The sequence below is a fragment of the Shewanella sairae genome, from assembly GCF_023283535.1.
Classification (GTDB): Bacteria; Pseudomonadota; Gammaproteobacteria; order Enterobacterales; family Shewanellaceae; genus Shewanella; species Shewanella sairae.
In genome coordinates this window covers 1-14,388 of record NZ_JAKILT010000078.1, presented here as the reverse complement: position 1 = coordinate 14,388, position 14,388 = coordinate 1, and the positions used below count along the sequence as shown (strand labels likewise).

The 14,388-nt window shown below is 46.2% G+C and carries 17 protein-coding genes and 1 pseudogene; all 18 read right to left on the bottom strand.

Going from position 1 to position 14,388, the window contains the following annotated elements; translation table 11 throughout:
- Positions 1–1,418, bottom strand: a 1,418-nt coding sequence (locus tag L2748_RS21465; RefSeq protein ID WP_220783015.1) for a type IV secretory system conjugative DNA transfer family protein, incomplete at its 3' end; no start/stop codon positions are given.
- A gap of 356 nt (positions 1,419–1,774) precedes the next feature.
- Positions 1,775–2,371, bottom strand: a complete 597-nt coding sequence (gene traF, locus L2748_RS21460) for a conjugative transfer signal peptidase TraF (RefSeq protein WP_276516348.1) — start codon at positions 2,369–2,371, stop codon at positions 1,775–1,777.
- A 24-nt stretch (positions 2,372–2,395) separates the two neighbouring features.
- Positions 2,396–2,596 (bottom strand): hypothetical protein, encoded by a 201-nt coding sequence (locus L2748_RS21455; protein WP_220783013.1) that lies wholly within the window; start codon positions 2,594–2,596, stop codon positions 2,396–2,398.
- Entirely contained in the window at positions 2,556–3,269 is a 714-nt protein-coding gene (locus L2748_RS21450) for a hypothetical protein (RefSeq protein ID WP_220783012.1), read from the bottom strand. The genes L2748_RS21455 and L2748_RS21450 overlap by 41 nt, the downstream gene beginning before the upstream one ends.
- Positions 3,270–3,324: 55 nt before the next feature.
- Positions 3,325–3,522 carry a hypothetical protein gene (locus L2748_RS21445; protein WP_220783011.1) on the bottom strand — a complete coding sequence of 66 codons (198 nt, stop codon included), beginning with the start codon at positions 3,520–3,522 and terminating at the stop codon, positions 3,325–3,327.
- A gap of 42 nt (positions 3,523–3,564) precedes the next feature.
- A complete protein-coding gene (locus L2748_RS21440) occupies positions 3,565–3,843 on the bottom strand; it encodes an HU family DNA-binding protein (protein WP_220783010.1) in 279 nt (92 codons plus the stop codon).
- Positions 3,843–4,151, bottom strand: a complete 309-nt coding sequence (locus L2748_RS21435; RefSeq protein WP_220783009.1) for an HU family DNA-binding protein — start codon at positions 4,149–4,151, stop codon at positions 3,843–3,845. Before L2748_RS21435 ends, L2748_RS21440 begins: the two co-directional genes overlap by 1 nt.
- Positions 4,144–5,211, bottom strand: a complete 1,068-nt coding sequence (locus tag L2748_RS21430) for a trypsin-like serine protease (protein WP_220783008.1) — start codon at positions 5,209–5,211, stop codon at positions 4,144–4,146. Before L2748_RS21430 ends, L2748_RS21435 begins: the two co-directional genes overlap by 8 nt.
- Before the next feature lie 278 nt (positions 5,212–5,489).
- Positions 5,490–5,897 (bottom strand): hypothetical protein, encoded by a 408-nt coding sequence (locus L2748_RS21425; RefSeq protein WP_220783007.1) that lies wholly within the window; start codon positions 5,895–5,897, stop codon positions 5,490–5,492.
- 36 nt (positions 5,898–5,933) lie between these two features.
- Complete coding sequence (locus tag L2748_RS21420; protein WP_220783006.1) at positions 5,934–6,899, bottom strand: hypothetical protein; 966 nt, start codon at positions 6,897–6,899, stop codon at positions 5,934–5,936.
- Complete coding sequence (locus L2748_RS21415; protein ID WP_220783005.1) at positions 6,896–7,408, bottom strand: hypothetical protein; 513 nt, start codon at positions 7,406–7,408, stop codon at positions 6,896–6,898. The genes L2748_RS21420 and L2748_RS21415 overlap by 4 nt, the downstream gene beginning before the upstream one ends.
- A gap of 9 nt (positions 7,409–7,417) precedes the next feature.
- Positions 7,418–7,936: a hypothetical protein gene (locus L2748_RS21410; RefSeq protein WP_220783004.1), complete on the bottom strand. Its 519-nt coding sequence runs from the start codon at positions 7,934–7,936 to the stop codon at positions 7,418–7,420.
- A gap of 77 nt (positions 7,937–8,013) precedes the next feature.
- Complete coding sequence (locus tag L2748_RS21405; RefSeq protein ID WP_220783003.1) at positions 8,014–9,030, bottom strand: type II secretion system F family protein; 1,017 nt, start codon at positions 9,028–9,030, stop codon at positions 8,014–8,016.
- A gap of 10 nt (positions 9,031–9,040) precedes the next feature.
- Entirely contained in the window at positions 9,041–10,627 is a 1,587-nt protein-coding gene (locus tag L2748_RS21400; protein WP_220783002.1) for a GspE/PulE family protein, read from the bottom strand.
- Position 10,628: 1 nt separating this feature from the next.
- Complete coding sequence (locus L2748_RS21395; protein WP_220783001.1) at positions 10,629–11,285, bottom strand: hypothetical protein; 657 nt, start codon at positions 11,283–11,285, stop codon at positions 10,629–10,631.
- Between the two features lie 9 nt (positions 11,286–11,294).
- A complete protein-coding gene (locus L2748_RS21390) occupies positions 11,295–12,215 on the bottom strand; it encodes a hypothetical protein (protein WP_248957740.1) in 921 nt (306 codons plus the stop codon).
- A gap of 200 nt (positions 12,216–12,415) precedes the next feature.
- Entirely contained in the window at positions 12,416–13,861 is a 1,446-nt protein-coding gene (locus L2748_RS21385; RefSeq protein WP_220782999.1) for a type II secretion system protein GspD, read from the bottom strand.
- A gap of 14 nt (positions 13,862–13,875) precedes the next feature.
- Positions 13,876–14,388: pseudogene (locus L2748_RS21380) on the bottom strand (hypothetical protein); the annotation flags it as partial.

Sequence of the window (14,388 nt, the reverse complement as noted above, 5' to 3'; positions counted from 1 at the left end):
CAAATCAAATAGAACTTAATGCCGTAACCTGCCACGAATGCTAATGACTCTTGCAAAATATCCAGCTTACCCAGTGATGGAAATTCATCAATCATGCCAAGCAGTTTGAACTTGTAGTTGGCTTTTGGCCTTCCGTTCTCAAACGTTAAGCCGTCAGCTAGCAACCGGATTATCATGTTCATCATGATACGAATAATCGGTTTGAGTCGGTCCTTATCAACGGGTTGAGTAATGATGTAAAGGCTGACTGGTTTGTCGCTATTCATCAGGTCTTTGATTTTGAAATCAGACTTACTGATAGCAGCTGCAACCACTGGGTCACGGTAAAGCACTAAGTAGCTTTTCACCGATGAAAGTACAGAGCCAGCTTCGCGCTCTTCACGGTCAATCATATCTTGACCTGCCGCAGCGGCGAGAGGGTGTTGTCGTCCAGGTTCGGTATCAGTCGCCTTATAGTGCTCAAAGCTCACCATTTCAGTCCATAGCTCACCGATACTGCGGTTAGGCGAGGATAGGATGGCGTCAACCATTGGTAGAGTAGCAATGGTTTCTGCTTGTTTGCATTTGTAGATAACGTGGGCTATCAAACCACTGAGTAATGAAAAACTGGTTTTTTGGAAGTGGCATGTCATTCCTTTGCCTTCTGGGTCCACAATCAAGGTGCAAAGGTTTTGAATATCACCGGTTTCAAAATCAGTGCCGACACGAATTTCGTCAAGCGGGTTCCAGCAAGCCGTTGTCCGGCTCGCGGGTTCAAACCTGAGAACGTGTTGGCCTATGTGCTTACGGTAACCGGCTGTGAGTGCCCAAAGCTCGCCTTTTAAATCCGTGATGAGGGCGCTTTGTTTCCAGGATAGCAATGTGGGCAATACTAACCCTACGCCTTTACCTGAACGGGTAGGGGCGTAACACAGTACATGCTCAACACCTGTATGGCATAGGTAGTGCATTTTCCCTTTATTATCCACCCATCCACCGACGATTACGCCAGTGCCCGTGTCCGCATCATCTTCATGCAGTAGACCGGCTTTAATGATGTCTTCTTTGTTGGCCCATCTAGCGCTGCCGTGTAGGTAGTGATTGGCTTTGAGTTTTGCTTGTTCATGCAGTTTATAAGCCAGTACGCCTGCAACTGTTGCCATCAAGGGCGCAAGACCAATGGTCGCAGACTGAACAACCATATCTGGATAAATTTCATGATATTGCTTAAACCAGCTAATGATTTTCCAAGGTGCATACAGGTGGTTAACGTTGCTACCCAGTGCCTCTTGATAAGCAAACGAGGCGGCAAAGTGTTGTGTGGCCACTTGCAATGAAAGCGGAATAGCCAAAGAAAAAGCCCCGAGAGGAATTAACATCGAGGCTTTTTTTTGCGTGCGGGTTTGCGCCTTAATGGCGTTGTCGTGTTTATTATTCATGATTGTTAACTTCTTTGGCGTGTGGGTACTAGGGAGTTGGTTTTTTTACAGTAGTGTGTTTTTTTGTTTGTGAGCTTGTGCTGTATTAGGATGTTGTGTAAAAGATGGTGCTTTTTTAGTGCTTACTGAACGAATTGTGTTGCTGATTAGGTGTTGTCGATATATATTCCGCGACCGAAGCGGTCACCCTAGAGAACTGCTGAAATTTAACCTTATATTATTTGGTTTTTAAGATGATAATTTCTACGCATTGATTATCTCTATTTTGCGAAAAAAATCGGCGAATAACCGCTTGTCAGGCACTATTCGTTTTACATCGCGGCGGGTAATAGTGGCCCGCTTCTTTTTTCTATCACCTAGCTATCCAGCCCTAAATTAACGACTTCTATAAACGCTTGTATATCAGCGAATAATAACGCTGGCTTTACCGTGCCTTGAATGTTTTCAACTGGAACGAAGCCAAAGTAGCGGCTATCAAAGCTATTGCTGGGCGCGTAGTCTGAATATACGAAGACATGTTGGTATGGTATTCGAAACTGACGATTACCATTAAGAGCAAACGGTGTTAATGGTCTCTGTCGGCTGTCATGTGATTGAATCGTCGTATAAGGTAATTCATGCCCATTAACTGTAATGGTGCTATCTAGCACCACGTTATCACCATAGGTTGCCGCAATGCGTTTAATCATCGGTGTGGTTTGGCTTTTGCACTGTCCACTACCAATATATCCGCGAACCAATGCAATGCGAACACTGTGGTTATCTGGCGGGCAGAGTAATACTAAGTCATTGGTTTGGTATTCTGCTTTGATTGAGTCAATTACGTATACACCGGGCGGAAATGAAGAGCTGGTGTTGAGGCGGTAACCGTAGGCGTAAGCGGTAAAAGAAAGGCTGAATAATGTAATCATTATCCAGCCTAGTATTCTGAGTGTTATGAACGCAGGGTTCATCGATGTACCTCGGTTAAATTAACACTAAAAGTCTTCAAGTTCGCTAAGCGGTATGCCTAACTCGCGGGCCAGCGCTACGCGTTCCAAATGCTCACCAACACCCGCTCGGGCTTTAGCGTAATATAAAACTTCTTTAGGCTTAGGCTTTGGGTCTGTAATGGCTTTCGGTCTTCCATGAGTGCGACTATAGATAAACTCTTGGGCTTGTGGAGTTGGCTTGGTCATTTTTGTTCTCTAAATCAATGGTCATTATGTGCCATTGGCGAAGGTTAATTGTGCTATTTGCATCAGGTTTGTTCAATAACATGCTGATTTTGCCGATAATACAACCAAACCATGGCGCAGGGGAATGGCTTAATTTAGCATTGTGATATGACAATTGTTTTTCGAGTAACCTAAAGCTTCTTAACTCGCCATTAGGGTAATAAAACATAGGTGACGCCATGGTTATCTTGGTGACACCTTTGTTGGGTAGAAGCTTAACCAGTTCGATGAGCTCAAGATAAGTATCACGGTCAAAGCGCTGATAGTGTTCCTTCAAATGCACCGTTGCAACAGGACTCCAAAGCGGTTTGTTTAACACCAGTTTTGCATCAATGGTTCGTTGAAACTCAATGGGAAATAGCGCGGCGATGATGATAGGTGCGAACAAGAACGGCAGTACAAAGTGCCACACTGTTAGCTCTCTAATCAGCACAAAGACATAAATAGGCGCAAGTGTCACTAGGAATGTCGCAAGCAGTCGCAGCGCAAAGTCAATGCGGCCCTTGAGAAATGCCATCTCAATCGGGTAAGCCGACTTTTTATAAATGCTTGTACAGGGTATTAATTGAAGTGCGCAAGCAAACAGTAGTGATAAGTTGGCGCCGAGAAGTACGTATATTAGGGTGTCGGGCATAGGCTTGTTCTTTTATAAAAATAAACCTGCAAGGAAGCAGGTTTATGTTGATTGATTAAGGTTTGGTCGCGTTGGTCACGTAAGTTTCCGCGGCCTCTTTAGAGGCAAAGTGCGCGTTAATTCGCTCTTCGCCATAGTGCTTAACCAATACCGTTCCCCTGTTGACCATCCATAACCAGGCGGCTACGTCTTTGGCACGTGGGGTGGTAGGTTTTAATGTCGTATCTTCAATGATTTCTAATTCTGCGTTCATATTGTTTTATTGGTTATAAGGTACGTTAAATATCAATGAGCGTTATAGCTGCTCAGTTGTGCGAGATGATGGTGCGAAAAGTGGTTTAATTCTTTCGCCTACCTCTACAGATTGCCCCGTAGCTGGATTTCTTGATGTTCCCGCTTTTAGCGTGGTGTACTTAATCACGCCAAATCGTCTCATTTCAATTCGTTGATTTGCTTTAATACTTTGAACGAAAAAGTCGCGAGCATGGCGTACAAACTGGTCAGCATCCTTAAAATCTAACCGAAATTCATCACTTAAATGTGTTGCGAGGTCTTGCATGTACACTTTAGTCATTAAATGTCTTTCCTTTGGGTCAGGTTAGGCACAAACGAAAACTTCAAACGCTTTCTAGCCGGAATGACACAAGGCTCAAGCGTTTTAGGATTACGCCCTGGTCTTGCTGTTTTCTCAACTTGTTGTAGCGTACCAAGGCGCGTGAGCAGCACACTGTTACCCGCTTGGGCTTGGTGGGTGATATCTTTGATAAAGAAATCAACCATTGCACGCACATCCCGAGGAGGTAGTTGCGGCATTCTATCCGCGATATACTTCACTAAATCTTTACGAGTAAGACAGGGTGTTGGGTTAGTAGACTTAACCATGGCGTGATTGTCCTTTGCGTAATAAACCGAATCCGAATAGCGCTAGCAAGGATAAAAAGCCCATTGAACCACCGCTTGAACCGCCTTCATCCGGTGTTGGTGTCGGAGGTGTAACCGGCTTAGACTTGCCCTTGTTAAACACGACGGTTTGACCATCAGCCAATGTAAGGGTGCCTTCATAACCGTTCTCACTCGTTACCGTGTAAGTACAGATATCAAATGGTTGAATTAAGCCGTTTAAACATGAGCTATTAGCAACATCAATCTCAATATCACCACTTGCCGATGCATCATCAGATACGGCGCCCATGTGCAATGATTGCGCTTCAATCGTTGTGCTTTTGCCAGCATCAACCGTTCCAATCGTCGGGTGGTGCCAAGCGTTAACCGTCTCTAAGATCCAATCTTGTGAGTAGGAAAGGCGCGTGGCGATAGCTGAATGATAGTTGTCGCCAGGAGTACCTACTGGTGGCTCTCCTGGACCAATGCCGTTCGTAATTGCGACAATTTTGTTGTCTAATAAAATTGGACCGCCAGAATCGCCTGGAGCAATGGTTCCGTTTTTGAAGTCATTGCCTAAATACAGTAATTCTTCATCATCGAGAATATAATTATCAATTTGATAAGTTGCACTATTTAACTTTTGGTTAGTTTGTCCAAAGCCGTAGATGGAAAATTCAGATGTCAGATCACGTTCAATGGGGGTGTTCGATAAAAATAAAACCTTATCTACCTCTGGTGATCGAGCAAGTTCCCATAACGAAATGTCGCTTGCGGTGCCGTTAAAGCGGTTTTCATCAATGGCATCCACTTGTGTGTAAGATTGGGAACCATCTGTATTCGTCTCCGCGCCTACTAGGTTTACTGGGCGTAAGCCGCCAGTGTCGGCCCATGTGCAATGCCAAGCTGTCAACACCCACTTGCCACCAATAAGCGTGCCTGTACAATCCATCTCTACGAGACTGGGGAAATCCGTTGCCGATATCGGTGTGCCATTTTCGATAGCGTGAACACCTGTGGATGCAGCAAGGATACTGAAAGCTAATAATGTTTTTTTCATGATAACACCGATAAAAGTAAGGTTATTAAGGCTAGTGTGATCCTCTTTTATTTTGCGGTCAATAGTTTTAAATGACTGAAAAATAGAAATTTAGTTATTGGGTTGCGCGGGTTTTAACCTTATTGTTTTTTCCGTTTGGTGCAAATATAAGCGTGTCTCTTACGTTATCTATCTATTTCTGATTTAACCGCGCTTTGCTTAATAATTGTTGAATGAATAGGCGATCGGTTTGGATCGCCTTGTTCAGTTAATTTGCAATTAAATTGATTTAAATCAACTTATGGTTTCCAGCAAATGGCTTTACCGTAGTTGCGAGAGTTGTAGCCGTCCGCAATGTAATACCAATATCCGTCTGAGTTATTTTTTTGAACCCGTACATCAATGGCCTTGAGTCCCCTAAAGTACTCCCCCGCAACCTGCCCAAGTGCGCAGATATGAGTTGAGAACGGTCGTAACTTTTTCGGGTCGGTGCCATGCACAGTGCTATCAAACGAGAACTCTTCCACTGAACGGGTGCCGCCCGAGCCTGTTGATACAGGTTTCTGAGCATATTTCCTCCATGTTTCTGCGGTTTCTTCGGGGGTAATGGTTTTACCGTGTAGGTTTTGTATCGCAGAGGCGGTGCCACTTTCAAAGGTGACCTTGCCCTCCATGGCGAGTGTCGAGCTACTAAGGCATAACGTCATGAATGCGAGGGTTAATTTTTTCATTTGTCTCTCCTGTTAGTGATAAATACAACGTAGGCTTACGCTGACTTCACCGTCATGCATAAACACCCATTCTTTGCTGATTTTATTGATAGCGTAGTAATCCAAGCCGATAGTCCAATGACTGGCATATTCCGTGGTGTAGGCTTTTTGCATACTCACTTCATTAAATTGGTTAGGCTTGCTGTGCGGAAAAATCCCTTTAATTGCGACCTGAATATCTGGTTTTAGGTGCGTTGGACACTTTGGTTTATCAACGCGGTCGCCATGTTTAGACACAAAGGTTTCTATGACGGCCGTAGCAAGGTTTCTCTGCGTTCCGTCACTGTTACGCACTAACACGTCCTTGGTGTTGGTAATGGCAAATTCACCGCCTACGTCCCAATCGCCGGTTAACGTTGAGTTATTGCCTGAGCGTTTAACCACACCGTCATGCTGAATGGCGTTATCAAGACGCGATACCACAAGTAATACCGCATTTTGTGCTTCGTCCATTCTGGCGCCAGGTAGCTTGCCCAATGCACCGATATACGCGTCACGTTCAAGCGCAAACTCTGTGCTATTCGGCTGCATTGGGATTGTGATAGTGAGTTGAGGTAAGGCAATTTCGCCTACGACATAACTCACTTCCATGGTCATGTCTGTGTCCCAAGGTGTTTTGTTATGCGGTAAGCAGTACCCATTGCTTTGCTCTGAACCAGAGCACGGTGTGAGATAAACGGGCTCTAAGTCCCGCCAATGTGTCGGAAAAATCCCGAGGTCGTTAATGGTGTAGTTGCCTCCTGCGACTTTATCCATTTGATAAGCATTGATCTGTTGTACCGCATGTTTCATCCGATCATAAAAGGGCGCGGCTTGTGATAGTTTCTGTTCGCGTGTTTTTGCGGTGGCAAATTCCAAAAATAATAGGCTCAGAAAACTGAGCGCGATTAAAAAGGAAAGTACGCCCACAAAACCACGTTGGCGTGATTGTCGGTTCATTCGAGGCATCCTGTATTGCGATCCATAATGGCGAGTGTATTGGCGATATCGGCGTGAATTGGGGCATCAAAGATTAATGCTGAATTGTCAGCCGAAAGAGGGGATAAGGCTTGGTGCATAGCGTTTCGTAAGCCTTCATCCGGTACGGTGACCGTGATAACGAACCGTGTTGGCCTGTTCCACAATGGGTTTGTGTCGTTGTCTATTGAGGTGACTTCAATGTTCCAATCTAGAGTTTGGATCTGCCTATCGACTAACCCCTCATCCATTAGGGCACCAATGGTTAACGGGTGTTGCAATGTTAAGCATCGAGTCCGCATGATCTCTTTTCCGTACCAGATATTGCTCGCTTGTACGACTTGAGCCACGTCATTTTTCAAGGCGCGGGCTTTTGTTGTGAGTTCAAGTGTGCGGTATACGGTAGGAAGGAGAAGCAGGCATAACGTTAATGCAAAGCTAAAGGCAATAAGCAGATCCAGCGTGGACGCGCCACGCTGGTATGGTTTCATTATGCTTCCTTAGAAGGTCATTGTTAGTGTGGTGCCCGTCGCTTGCAACGTGGCACAGCCACTTGCACTTTGACAGTTACCACGAGTGATCGGTGCCATAGTGTCAGCCACTTCCGCAATAGAATCTGGGTTGTTCGGCAATGTGGCCACGATATCAAATAGACCAGGGTTGCTGTTAGCGCGTACCGTCCAGTTACCGCCAAATGGGTTAGTTGCCTGGCCGTTGTTTGAGGTACCACAAATGGTGCCGCCTTTGGTTAAGATGTTTTGATTACAGATTTCAGAGAGTGTCACGCCAGTGTAGTTTGAGCGGGCTTTCTTCCAGCGCAGTACACTACTTTGAATGGTTGAAGCGTCACGCTGGAAGCTTGAAATGGTCATGGCATCTTGCACTTTTGGCACAATCATGACGGTTAACAAGATAGCGCCGATAATGAAGCCGGCTGCAATCATGACATCCACGGTCGAAGCACCGCGTTGTTTGTTGGTGAAGGTCGTGTTGCGGTTTTGATTTTGTAACTTTTTCATGTTTTTGTCTCAATAGTAAACAGTCTTAACGCGGTATTGCGCAAGACTAAAGGGGTTAAAGGAAAAGGGTTGAGGGGTTAAATGACGATGTTTGTCGCCATGTTTAGGACTAACATACCGACGCCTGCGCCCATCAGAGCGCCGATTAAGGCGCCAAGGATTTTGATGGCATCAGTACCAATGCTTTTAAGTGCATCCACTTCATCAGTGATAATCGCGTGATGAATGGCGGCGCTGCGTAGCAATATATCGGCGTTGTTGCCGATTTGGCCGAGTAACTTCAAGGTGGATTGTTCACTGGGATTGAGTAATCCCGTGTCCAAGATATCGCCGAGGTTAACGCGGCCTTGATGTACATGACTTATCATTTTATTGATATGCCAGGTCAAGAAAGGTGAAGCGTGTTGTTTGATATTTGACAGTGAGTCGAGCAATCCGTACTTTGCCGTTGTTAGGTTGCCCAACGAGTAAAGTAATGCACTGGTTTGGATTAACCGGTATTGTCGGTAAATCGGCCAATTGTTGATGGCACTTCTCATCTTCCCCGTCAGTAAGGGCAATGAGATTGAGACCGCAATTAAGCTGATGGCTACGAACGTGCCCAACATTACGCCCCATTGTTGCCAAAATAAGCCAAACTCATAGGCGTATACAGTTAAGCTATCCCAGCGATTCATCGGCACCATCGATGCGAATTTGGGAAACAACCCGCTCGCAAGTCCCGCAGAAGCCGCAAGAATTAAACTGACGCCTAATACGGGTTTTGCAAGGGCTTTGGCTAATACACTGGTTGATGCACTGCGAGTGCGAAGTGTCAGCAACGCATTATAAAGCCCACTTTCTAAATCGCCTGCTTGTTCGCCGGCAATTAATGCTTGCCAGGATAAGCGGTCAATCCAGTTTTTCAGTCCCTCCGCAAAGCCATGACCACTGTCAATGCTGGTGAGCAATTCAGTGGCGATACGTTTCTCAATTGTACTGCCGTAAGTGGCAATTTGTTCCGCGATATCACGTTGTTTGAGTCCCGCTGCCGTTAGGCGATGGATATTGTCGAGAAGCTTAAGTTGTTTCTTGTGGCTAAATTGCCAACCCATTTAATGCTCCTTATACGCCAAAGGTGGCGTAAATGTCGGTTGAGGATTGCGGTATGAGCTGATTAACCTTACCAGCCGCAGTTAATAGGTCGATTTCGCCACCTTTGATTTTGCTTAATGCATGGTCTCGCACGGTTTTGTAGCCCTTTGTCTCTAAGGCGACTTGCCAGCCAAGATAATCCTTATTCAAGATGAAGTGGCGGTCTTCATCATCAAGCACAATCATTTCAAGTAGCGCGGTGCGGCCTTTTTCCCCCTCGTAGCAATGTTCGCAGCCATCGGGGTTTCGCCACATCACGTCTTCGCGGTATTCAGGTTCAATAAGCGTATTAATGGCATCGTTTGCCCGTAGCCACTCATCACCTAACTCATGCGTATCATAAGCCGCTAAGGCTTCCTCATGATTAAGTTTGCAATGAGGGCAAAGGGTTCTGACTAGGGTTTGGTACGCCCAAATGCCCATTAAGCCAGGTGCTGACACCACCGATGCTGGCACCTTAAACTGTTCAGTTAAGGTATGTGCAATACCGGTCGCACTTGAGGTGTGAATGGTAGTGAAAATCAACTGCCCCGTTTCACCTTTGCGGGTGACTTCCATTGCGCCTGGGTGATCACGTATTTCACCGTGTAACTCAACTTCCACGTCATGACGAAGCAGGACCTTAGAGTAACTAGCAAAACCGCTCTTAGTATCGGTATTCTTATCCACCGTAACGGCTGTTTGTGGAATGCCTAAGTTAAACTCAGGAGGATCTTCTAAGGTATGAACTGAACGTACTTTTTGAATTTCACTGATGATGGAGGCGATAGCCGTGGTTTTACCGCTACCAGTTTTACCTGCGAGCGCACACACGCCGGATGGACTGTTTAGGAATTGCCTTAGTGCCGCAATATGCCCAGTAGTCCAACCCAAGCTTTCAAGTTTGGGAATATATTGTTGACCGTTTAACCAACGAAGGGTCACCTTGCCGCCACCTTTAATGGGAATGTAACTGGCTCGCCATAGGGTTAATCGAGACTGTTTTGTTTTGCCGTCATCGCTTGGGCACAACAAAAGCTGCTCTAATTGACCATTGTTAGGTTTGCTGGCGACATAATCATCGTCTTTTGAGGTGGCTTTAGAGGTAAAGATATACGCAAACAATTGCTCTCCATGATTGTGCTCAGGCATGGTTTCAGCCAATGTGATGCGGCGACCATCCACGCGGGCGTAGAACTGCACCTCATGCTCATACAACTCAATGTGGATATCTGAACTGCCTAAATCGACTGCCCGTTGTTGTAAGTGCTTAAATCGAGCACCAATATCACTCAGAACTTCTTCTTTGAGTTCTGAGTGTTGCTGTAGTGCGACCACATCGCTAAATCTGATATCAATTTGTGTTTGATCGACCAAGCGGATTGGGAGGTGTTGCCCGAGGTACTGGCCATTGTTGAGCGTTTCGGATTGTTGAATGTAATCTGCGATTTTGTTTAAGTTACTGGCATTGTAATCACTGGTGATGATCTCCCCTGTGGTTAATGCCAGGACTTTTCGCTCCTCAAAGTACCAGGTCTTTAAGGTTGCATCGATGATGATATTAAGTGGTTGTTCCATATCATGAGCCTAGGTATTTTCGGGCCGTTTTGCCTTTGTGAGATAAATCGACGTATTGCGCGGTCATATCGATGACGCGAATATCGCCAATGCGAGAGCCTTTTTTGATGGGCATTAATTCGTTACCGATAGCGAGGTAACCCGTGACGCCGGCGGTTGTACTTACCAAGCTTTTAATGCTGACGGTATCGAGTACGTTGACGGTTTTATCGCTGGGTTGACGGTCATCAAATAAGTTATCAAGTTGGCTAGGTGCAGGGCTTTGACCACTGAGCGCTGATTTTGCATTTTTCGCGTTCAGGGCGGCTTTATCTGCTGCTGTTTGCAATTCACTTAATTGAATTTGTTCACTGAGTTTTAAGATCTGTTTTGCACTAGCCGGGATGGAATCCTCAATTGCTTGAGTGGGCGGTGCGCTTTGTTGCATTGGCTGTGGTTGAATGTGTTGCGTTAAGGCTGGTTGCTGTTCAATCGCATGTTCTGGTAACTGATAGGGCACGCTATCGGTGACCGTGGTTAATGTGGGCTCTAGCGGCTGTAGTACAGACGTGTTTGTCGGTTGCAAAAAGGTATATGCGCCCGCGCCGAGCGCTGCAATCATCATGGTGGCAGATAGTCCAATTAAGATTTTGCGGTTTCTATCGAGAGGTTGTGTCATAAAATGTCCTCATTGACCGATTAAGGTCAATGTCATGGTTGCATCAAGTAACGGCGGAGTGAGCGCCGTGATGGTGAAGTTGGTCATAAACACCGGTTGGTTTTCTAGCAACTTACTCAGTGTTGATAGCATGTTGAGATTGGTGGCTGACAACGAGAATTGGTAGGTCCATTGTTGAGTGTTGTTACTACCAGGGCTGTTAACCATGGTGATATTTTTTACCCCCAATCGACTCAAATTGTCGTATAGCCGATGATGGTAATCGCCTACCACATAGAGCACCGGCTCTTGTTTGGTTTTTAGTGGAATAGAGAGGAGTACGTTTTGTCCTTCTACAATGACCGTGGTGATATTGGGCCTGTTTTTAAGCCAAGCCATCAAGGTGGCCTGTTTGGCGCCTACTCGTGGTTCGATAGTGAGGTTGATGGTATCTCCAACTTGCGCCACTCCTTTGAGTTGCCAATCAATTGGAAGCCCCCATCCCAATGAGACTAATAACGCCCCGCTTTGTAGGGCGTGTTCAGCCGTGTTCAGTGACAGATAATGTTGGCTCCAGCTTTCCCAAGGATTGACAGGCGGTGGTGGAGGTGGCTCAGATTGAGACAGTGCGAACAGTCCACCGATGGCGCACAGGCTTAACGCCCCAATCGCGAACCCGTATTTAGCACTAAAGCGATTGAGTGGCTTGAGACCATATTGAGGCGGAATAGCGTTAAGCGACACATCGGTCGGCGTTAATTTGTCCCCAAAGAGCGTGGTTAATCGTTTGGGGACGTCATCACAATGGATATAGATTAAATCGCTTTGGTTGAGTGGGTGGTCAAAATCAGTGATAAGCGCATCAAAACTGGCGATTTTTTCACGTACCACTTCGCTTGATTTTGCGTGTAAGCCGTACCATTTATCGTTATCTTCAAGGGCGATGAACATCACCCAGTCCGTCTGATGAGGCGGCAAAATCGAAAGCAAGTATTCCCCACGGCATAACGCAGGCTCGTTGCTGTGATAACGGTATTGGGCATTGTCCTTTTTGATGATTTTTTCAAACGTGGAGGGGTATTGTCCCCGATGTTTTTTTAGTGCGCCATGGGTCAGAGGTAACCGCGCATGACTGGGGATTGATTGGTTCATTATTCCACTCGCTTAGGTGTGAGTAATACCAGAGTTTCAACAGTGGCAAGTTGCGTGCCTTCACCGCCAAGGGCATCAACACCAAATTGCTTAGTGTGCTCTGCTGTGGTGGTCATTTGTTTGATTGAACCGAGCACAACTGTTTGGCCATAACGCAGTTTGTTGGTGAAGTTAAGCTCGCTTTCACGCGTATCTAAAAAGCGTAATGAGGCGTCGTAAACCACTTCTTCTTTATCGCTAACAATCTTGGTTAATTTTCCCGCAATGCGTAGCCAAACGTGATCGCGCATGACTTTAGGGGTGATCATCATGTCCACGCCCTCTTTTTCGATTGCACGAGTCACACTGGCCGTGACGATATCGCCGTTGTTTTCGGCTTTAACTTCGTAGAGGTAAGGAGTTGTCAGCGTTTGTGCAATGCGGCTTGGTTGATTGTTTAACACTAAAGCAGTGATAGGCGTTTCTGTTGATACAGTGCCTTGTTTTTCTAGTGCTTTAATCAGGGCTGTGGTGCCATCCCACTTACCTGTGCCTTTGAAGGCTAAGCCCGCACTACCACCTTGAGTGATGGTGTTGGTGCCAGGAATATAAAATTCCAGTGAACCGCCGCCGATATCTTTAACCAAGTTCCAATCAATGCCGCGCTCGCGGCCTTTGTTAGAGCGAAACTCTAGGACGCGAATATCGAGAAACACCTGTTTTGAAAGTTCAGCTTCAAACGAATCAACCAGTGCGCGGACCCGCACCATACGGTCCGGCGTTGTTCGTACCGCAATGGTGGTCATTGACGGAATGACTTCCACACTACCGATGAGTTTGTCCTCATCTTCGTTTTCATCGTCTTTTAAGATGGCTTTAATGCCCTGACTGATTTCAGTGACCACATCAACTTGTGAGTAAGCGGTGTTGAGGAATTGGCCGGTGACTTTGGTATCTTGACCGCCGGATTGACTGCCTAACTGACCACTGTATTGACCTACAGGTAGGCTTATCACAAAGGTTTCAGACTCAAACTTACTGACTGAAAGCTTATCTTTGGTCGCGTTCATGCCGTAACCGGTTTCACGAGAGAGCAAATTAAGTACGTCTTGGCGACTGGATTTAAAGGATAATGTGACCGGCTTATTGGGGTTCACATCGCCATCAAACCAAATGTTGGCGTCCACGCCGGCCATTAATTGTGATAACACCAATGACAAGGGCAAGCCATCTACGTTGATGGAGACCGATTCATTTAACCAACTGATTTGACGCTCTGTTTTGAGCGGTTCAAGAGTGAGTGGCGGACGGGTGATGTTCATCACTTGGCTGGTTGCAGATGTGGCTAGATGGCTTTCAATAGCTTCATGCACACTGTCTGCATCTTGTTTGGTGTCTTGGTAGTTTTGCGACATACAGCCGCTTAAGGCTGCTGTCATGGCAATGATTAAAAGAGGTAAACGCATAGTGGCTGGTGTCCTTATTGCGCAGTAATAAATAGGGTGCGAGTTGAATTAAGCAGCTTGGCATCAAGCGGGTAACCGTTTAGCACGGTGGTTAATGCGCGGTTGATATCGCCTTTTGGTGTCACGATAGGGTAGTGACTCTGTAGCTTGAAGTTGTGCGGCGAGTGCCAGTTGCTTTCTTGCCACTGCCATTGATAATCGTTTGCTAGCGATGCCACAGCATCTTGAATTGAGACGCCTTTGACTTCGACGATTTGCACATCACGACCATGGAACTGATGCAGTGCGGCCATGTTCTTAGTGCGGTCATAAGTAAACTCAAATGGCGTGCCGAGTTGGCGACTGAGCTCACGCATCACGCCGTTTGTGGTGCCGGCAAAGCTGATGGTGCCTGTAGGAGCGCTGTTTAACACTGTCATGGTGTCAGCGTCTAAGCTCCATGCAACCTGAGTGAACTTGTCTTTGGCAAACCAGCGGTTCATGGCATCAAAGTAGCTTTCATCGGGATAGATGAAGTGTGAATGCTG

What these genes read in the sequence shown, in the direction of transcription:
- traF (WP_276516348.1), bottom strand. Translation starts at nt 2,371, where the DNA reads ATGAACCCTGCGTTCATAACACTCAGAATACTAGGCTGGATAATGATT.
- L2748_RS21455 (WP_220783013.1), bottom strand. Translation starts at nt 2,596, where the DNA reads ATGACCAAGCCAACTCCACAAGCCCAAGAGTTTATCTATAGTCGCACT.
- L2748_RS21450 (WP_220783012.1), bottom strand. Translation starts at nt 3,269, where the DNA reads ATGCCCGACACCCTAATATACGTACTTCTCGGCGCCAACTTATCACTA.
- L2748_RS21445 (WP_220783011.1), bottom strand. Translation starts at nt 3,522, where the DNA reads ATGAACGCAGAATTAGAAATCATTGAAGATACGACATTAAAACCTACC.
- L2748_RS21440 (WP_220783010.1), bottom strand. Translation starts at nt 3,843, where the DNA reads ATGACTAAAGTGTACATGCAAGACCTCGCAACACATTTAAGTGATGAA.
- L2748_RS21435 (WP_220783009.1), bottom strand. Translation starts at nt 4,151, where the DNA reads ATGGTTAAGTCTACTAACCCAACACCCTGTCTTACTCGTAAAGATTTA.
- L2748_RS21430 (WP_220783008.1), bottom strand. Translation starts at nt 5,211, where the DNA reads ATGAAAAAAACATTATTAGCTTTCAGTATCCTTGCTGCATCCACAGGT.
- L2748_RS21425 (WP_220783007.1), bottom strand. Translation starts at nt 5,897, where the DNA reads ATGACGTTATGCCTTAGTAGCTCGACACTCGCCATGGAGGGCAAGGTC.
- L2748_RS21420 (WP_220783006.1), bottom strand. Translation starts at nt 6,899, where the DNA reads ATGAACCGACAATCACGCCAACGTGGTTTTGTGGGCGTACTTTCCTTT.
- L2748_RS21415 (WP_220783005.1), bottom strand. Translation starts at nt 7,408, where the DNA reads ATGAAACCATACCAGCGTGGCGCGTCCACGCTGGATCTGCTTATTGCC.
- L2748_RS21410 (WP_220783004.1), bottom strand. Translation starts at nt 7,936, where the DNA reads ATGAAAAAGTTACAAAATCAAAACCGCAACACGACCTTCACCAACAAA.
- L2748_RS21405 (WP_220783003.1), bottom strand. Translation starts at nt 9,030, where the DNA reads ATGGGTTGGCAATTTAGCCACAAGAAACAACTTAAGCTTCTCGACAAT.
- L2748_RS21400 (WP_220783002.1), bottom strand. Translation starts at nt 10,627, where the DNA reads ATGGAACAACCACTTAATATCATCATCGATGCAACCTTAAAGACCTGG.
- L2748_RS21395 (WP_220783001.1), bottom strand. Translation starts at nt 11,285, where the DNA reads ATGACACAACCTCTCGATAGAAACCGCAAAATCTTAATTGGACTATCT.
- L2748_RS21390 (WP_248957740.1), bottom strand. Translation starts at nt 12,215, where the DNA reads ATGTTCATCGCCCTTGAAGATAACGATAAATGGTACGGCTTACACGCA.
- L2748_RS21385 (WP_220782999.1), bottom strand. Translation starts at nt 13,861, where the DNA reads ATGCGTTTACCTCTTTTAATCATTGCCATGACAGCAGCCTTAAGCGGC.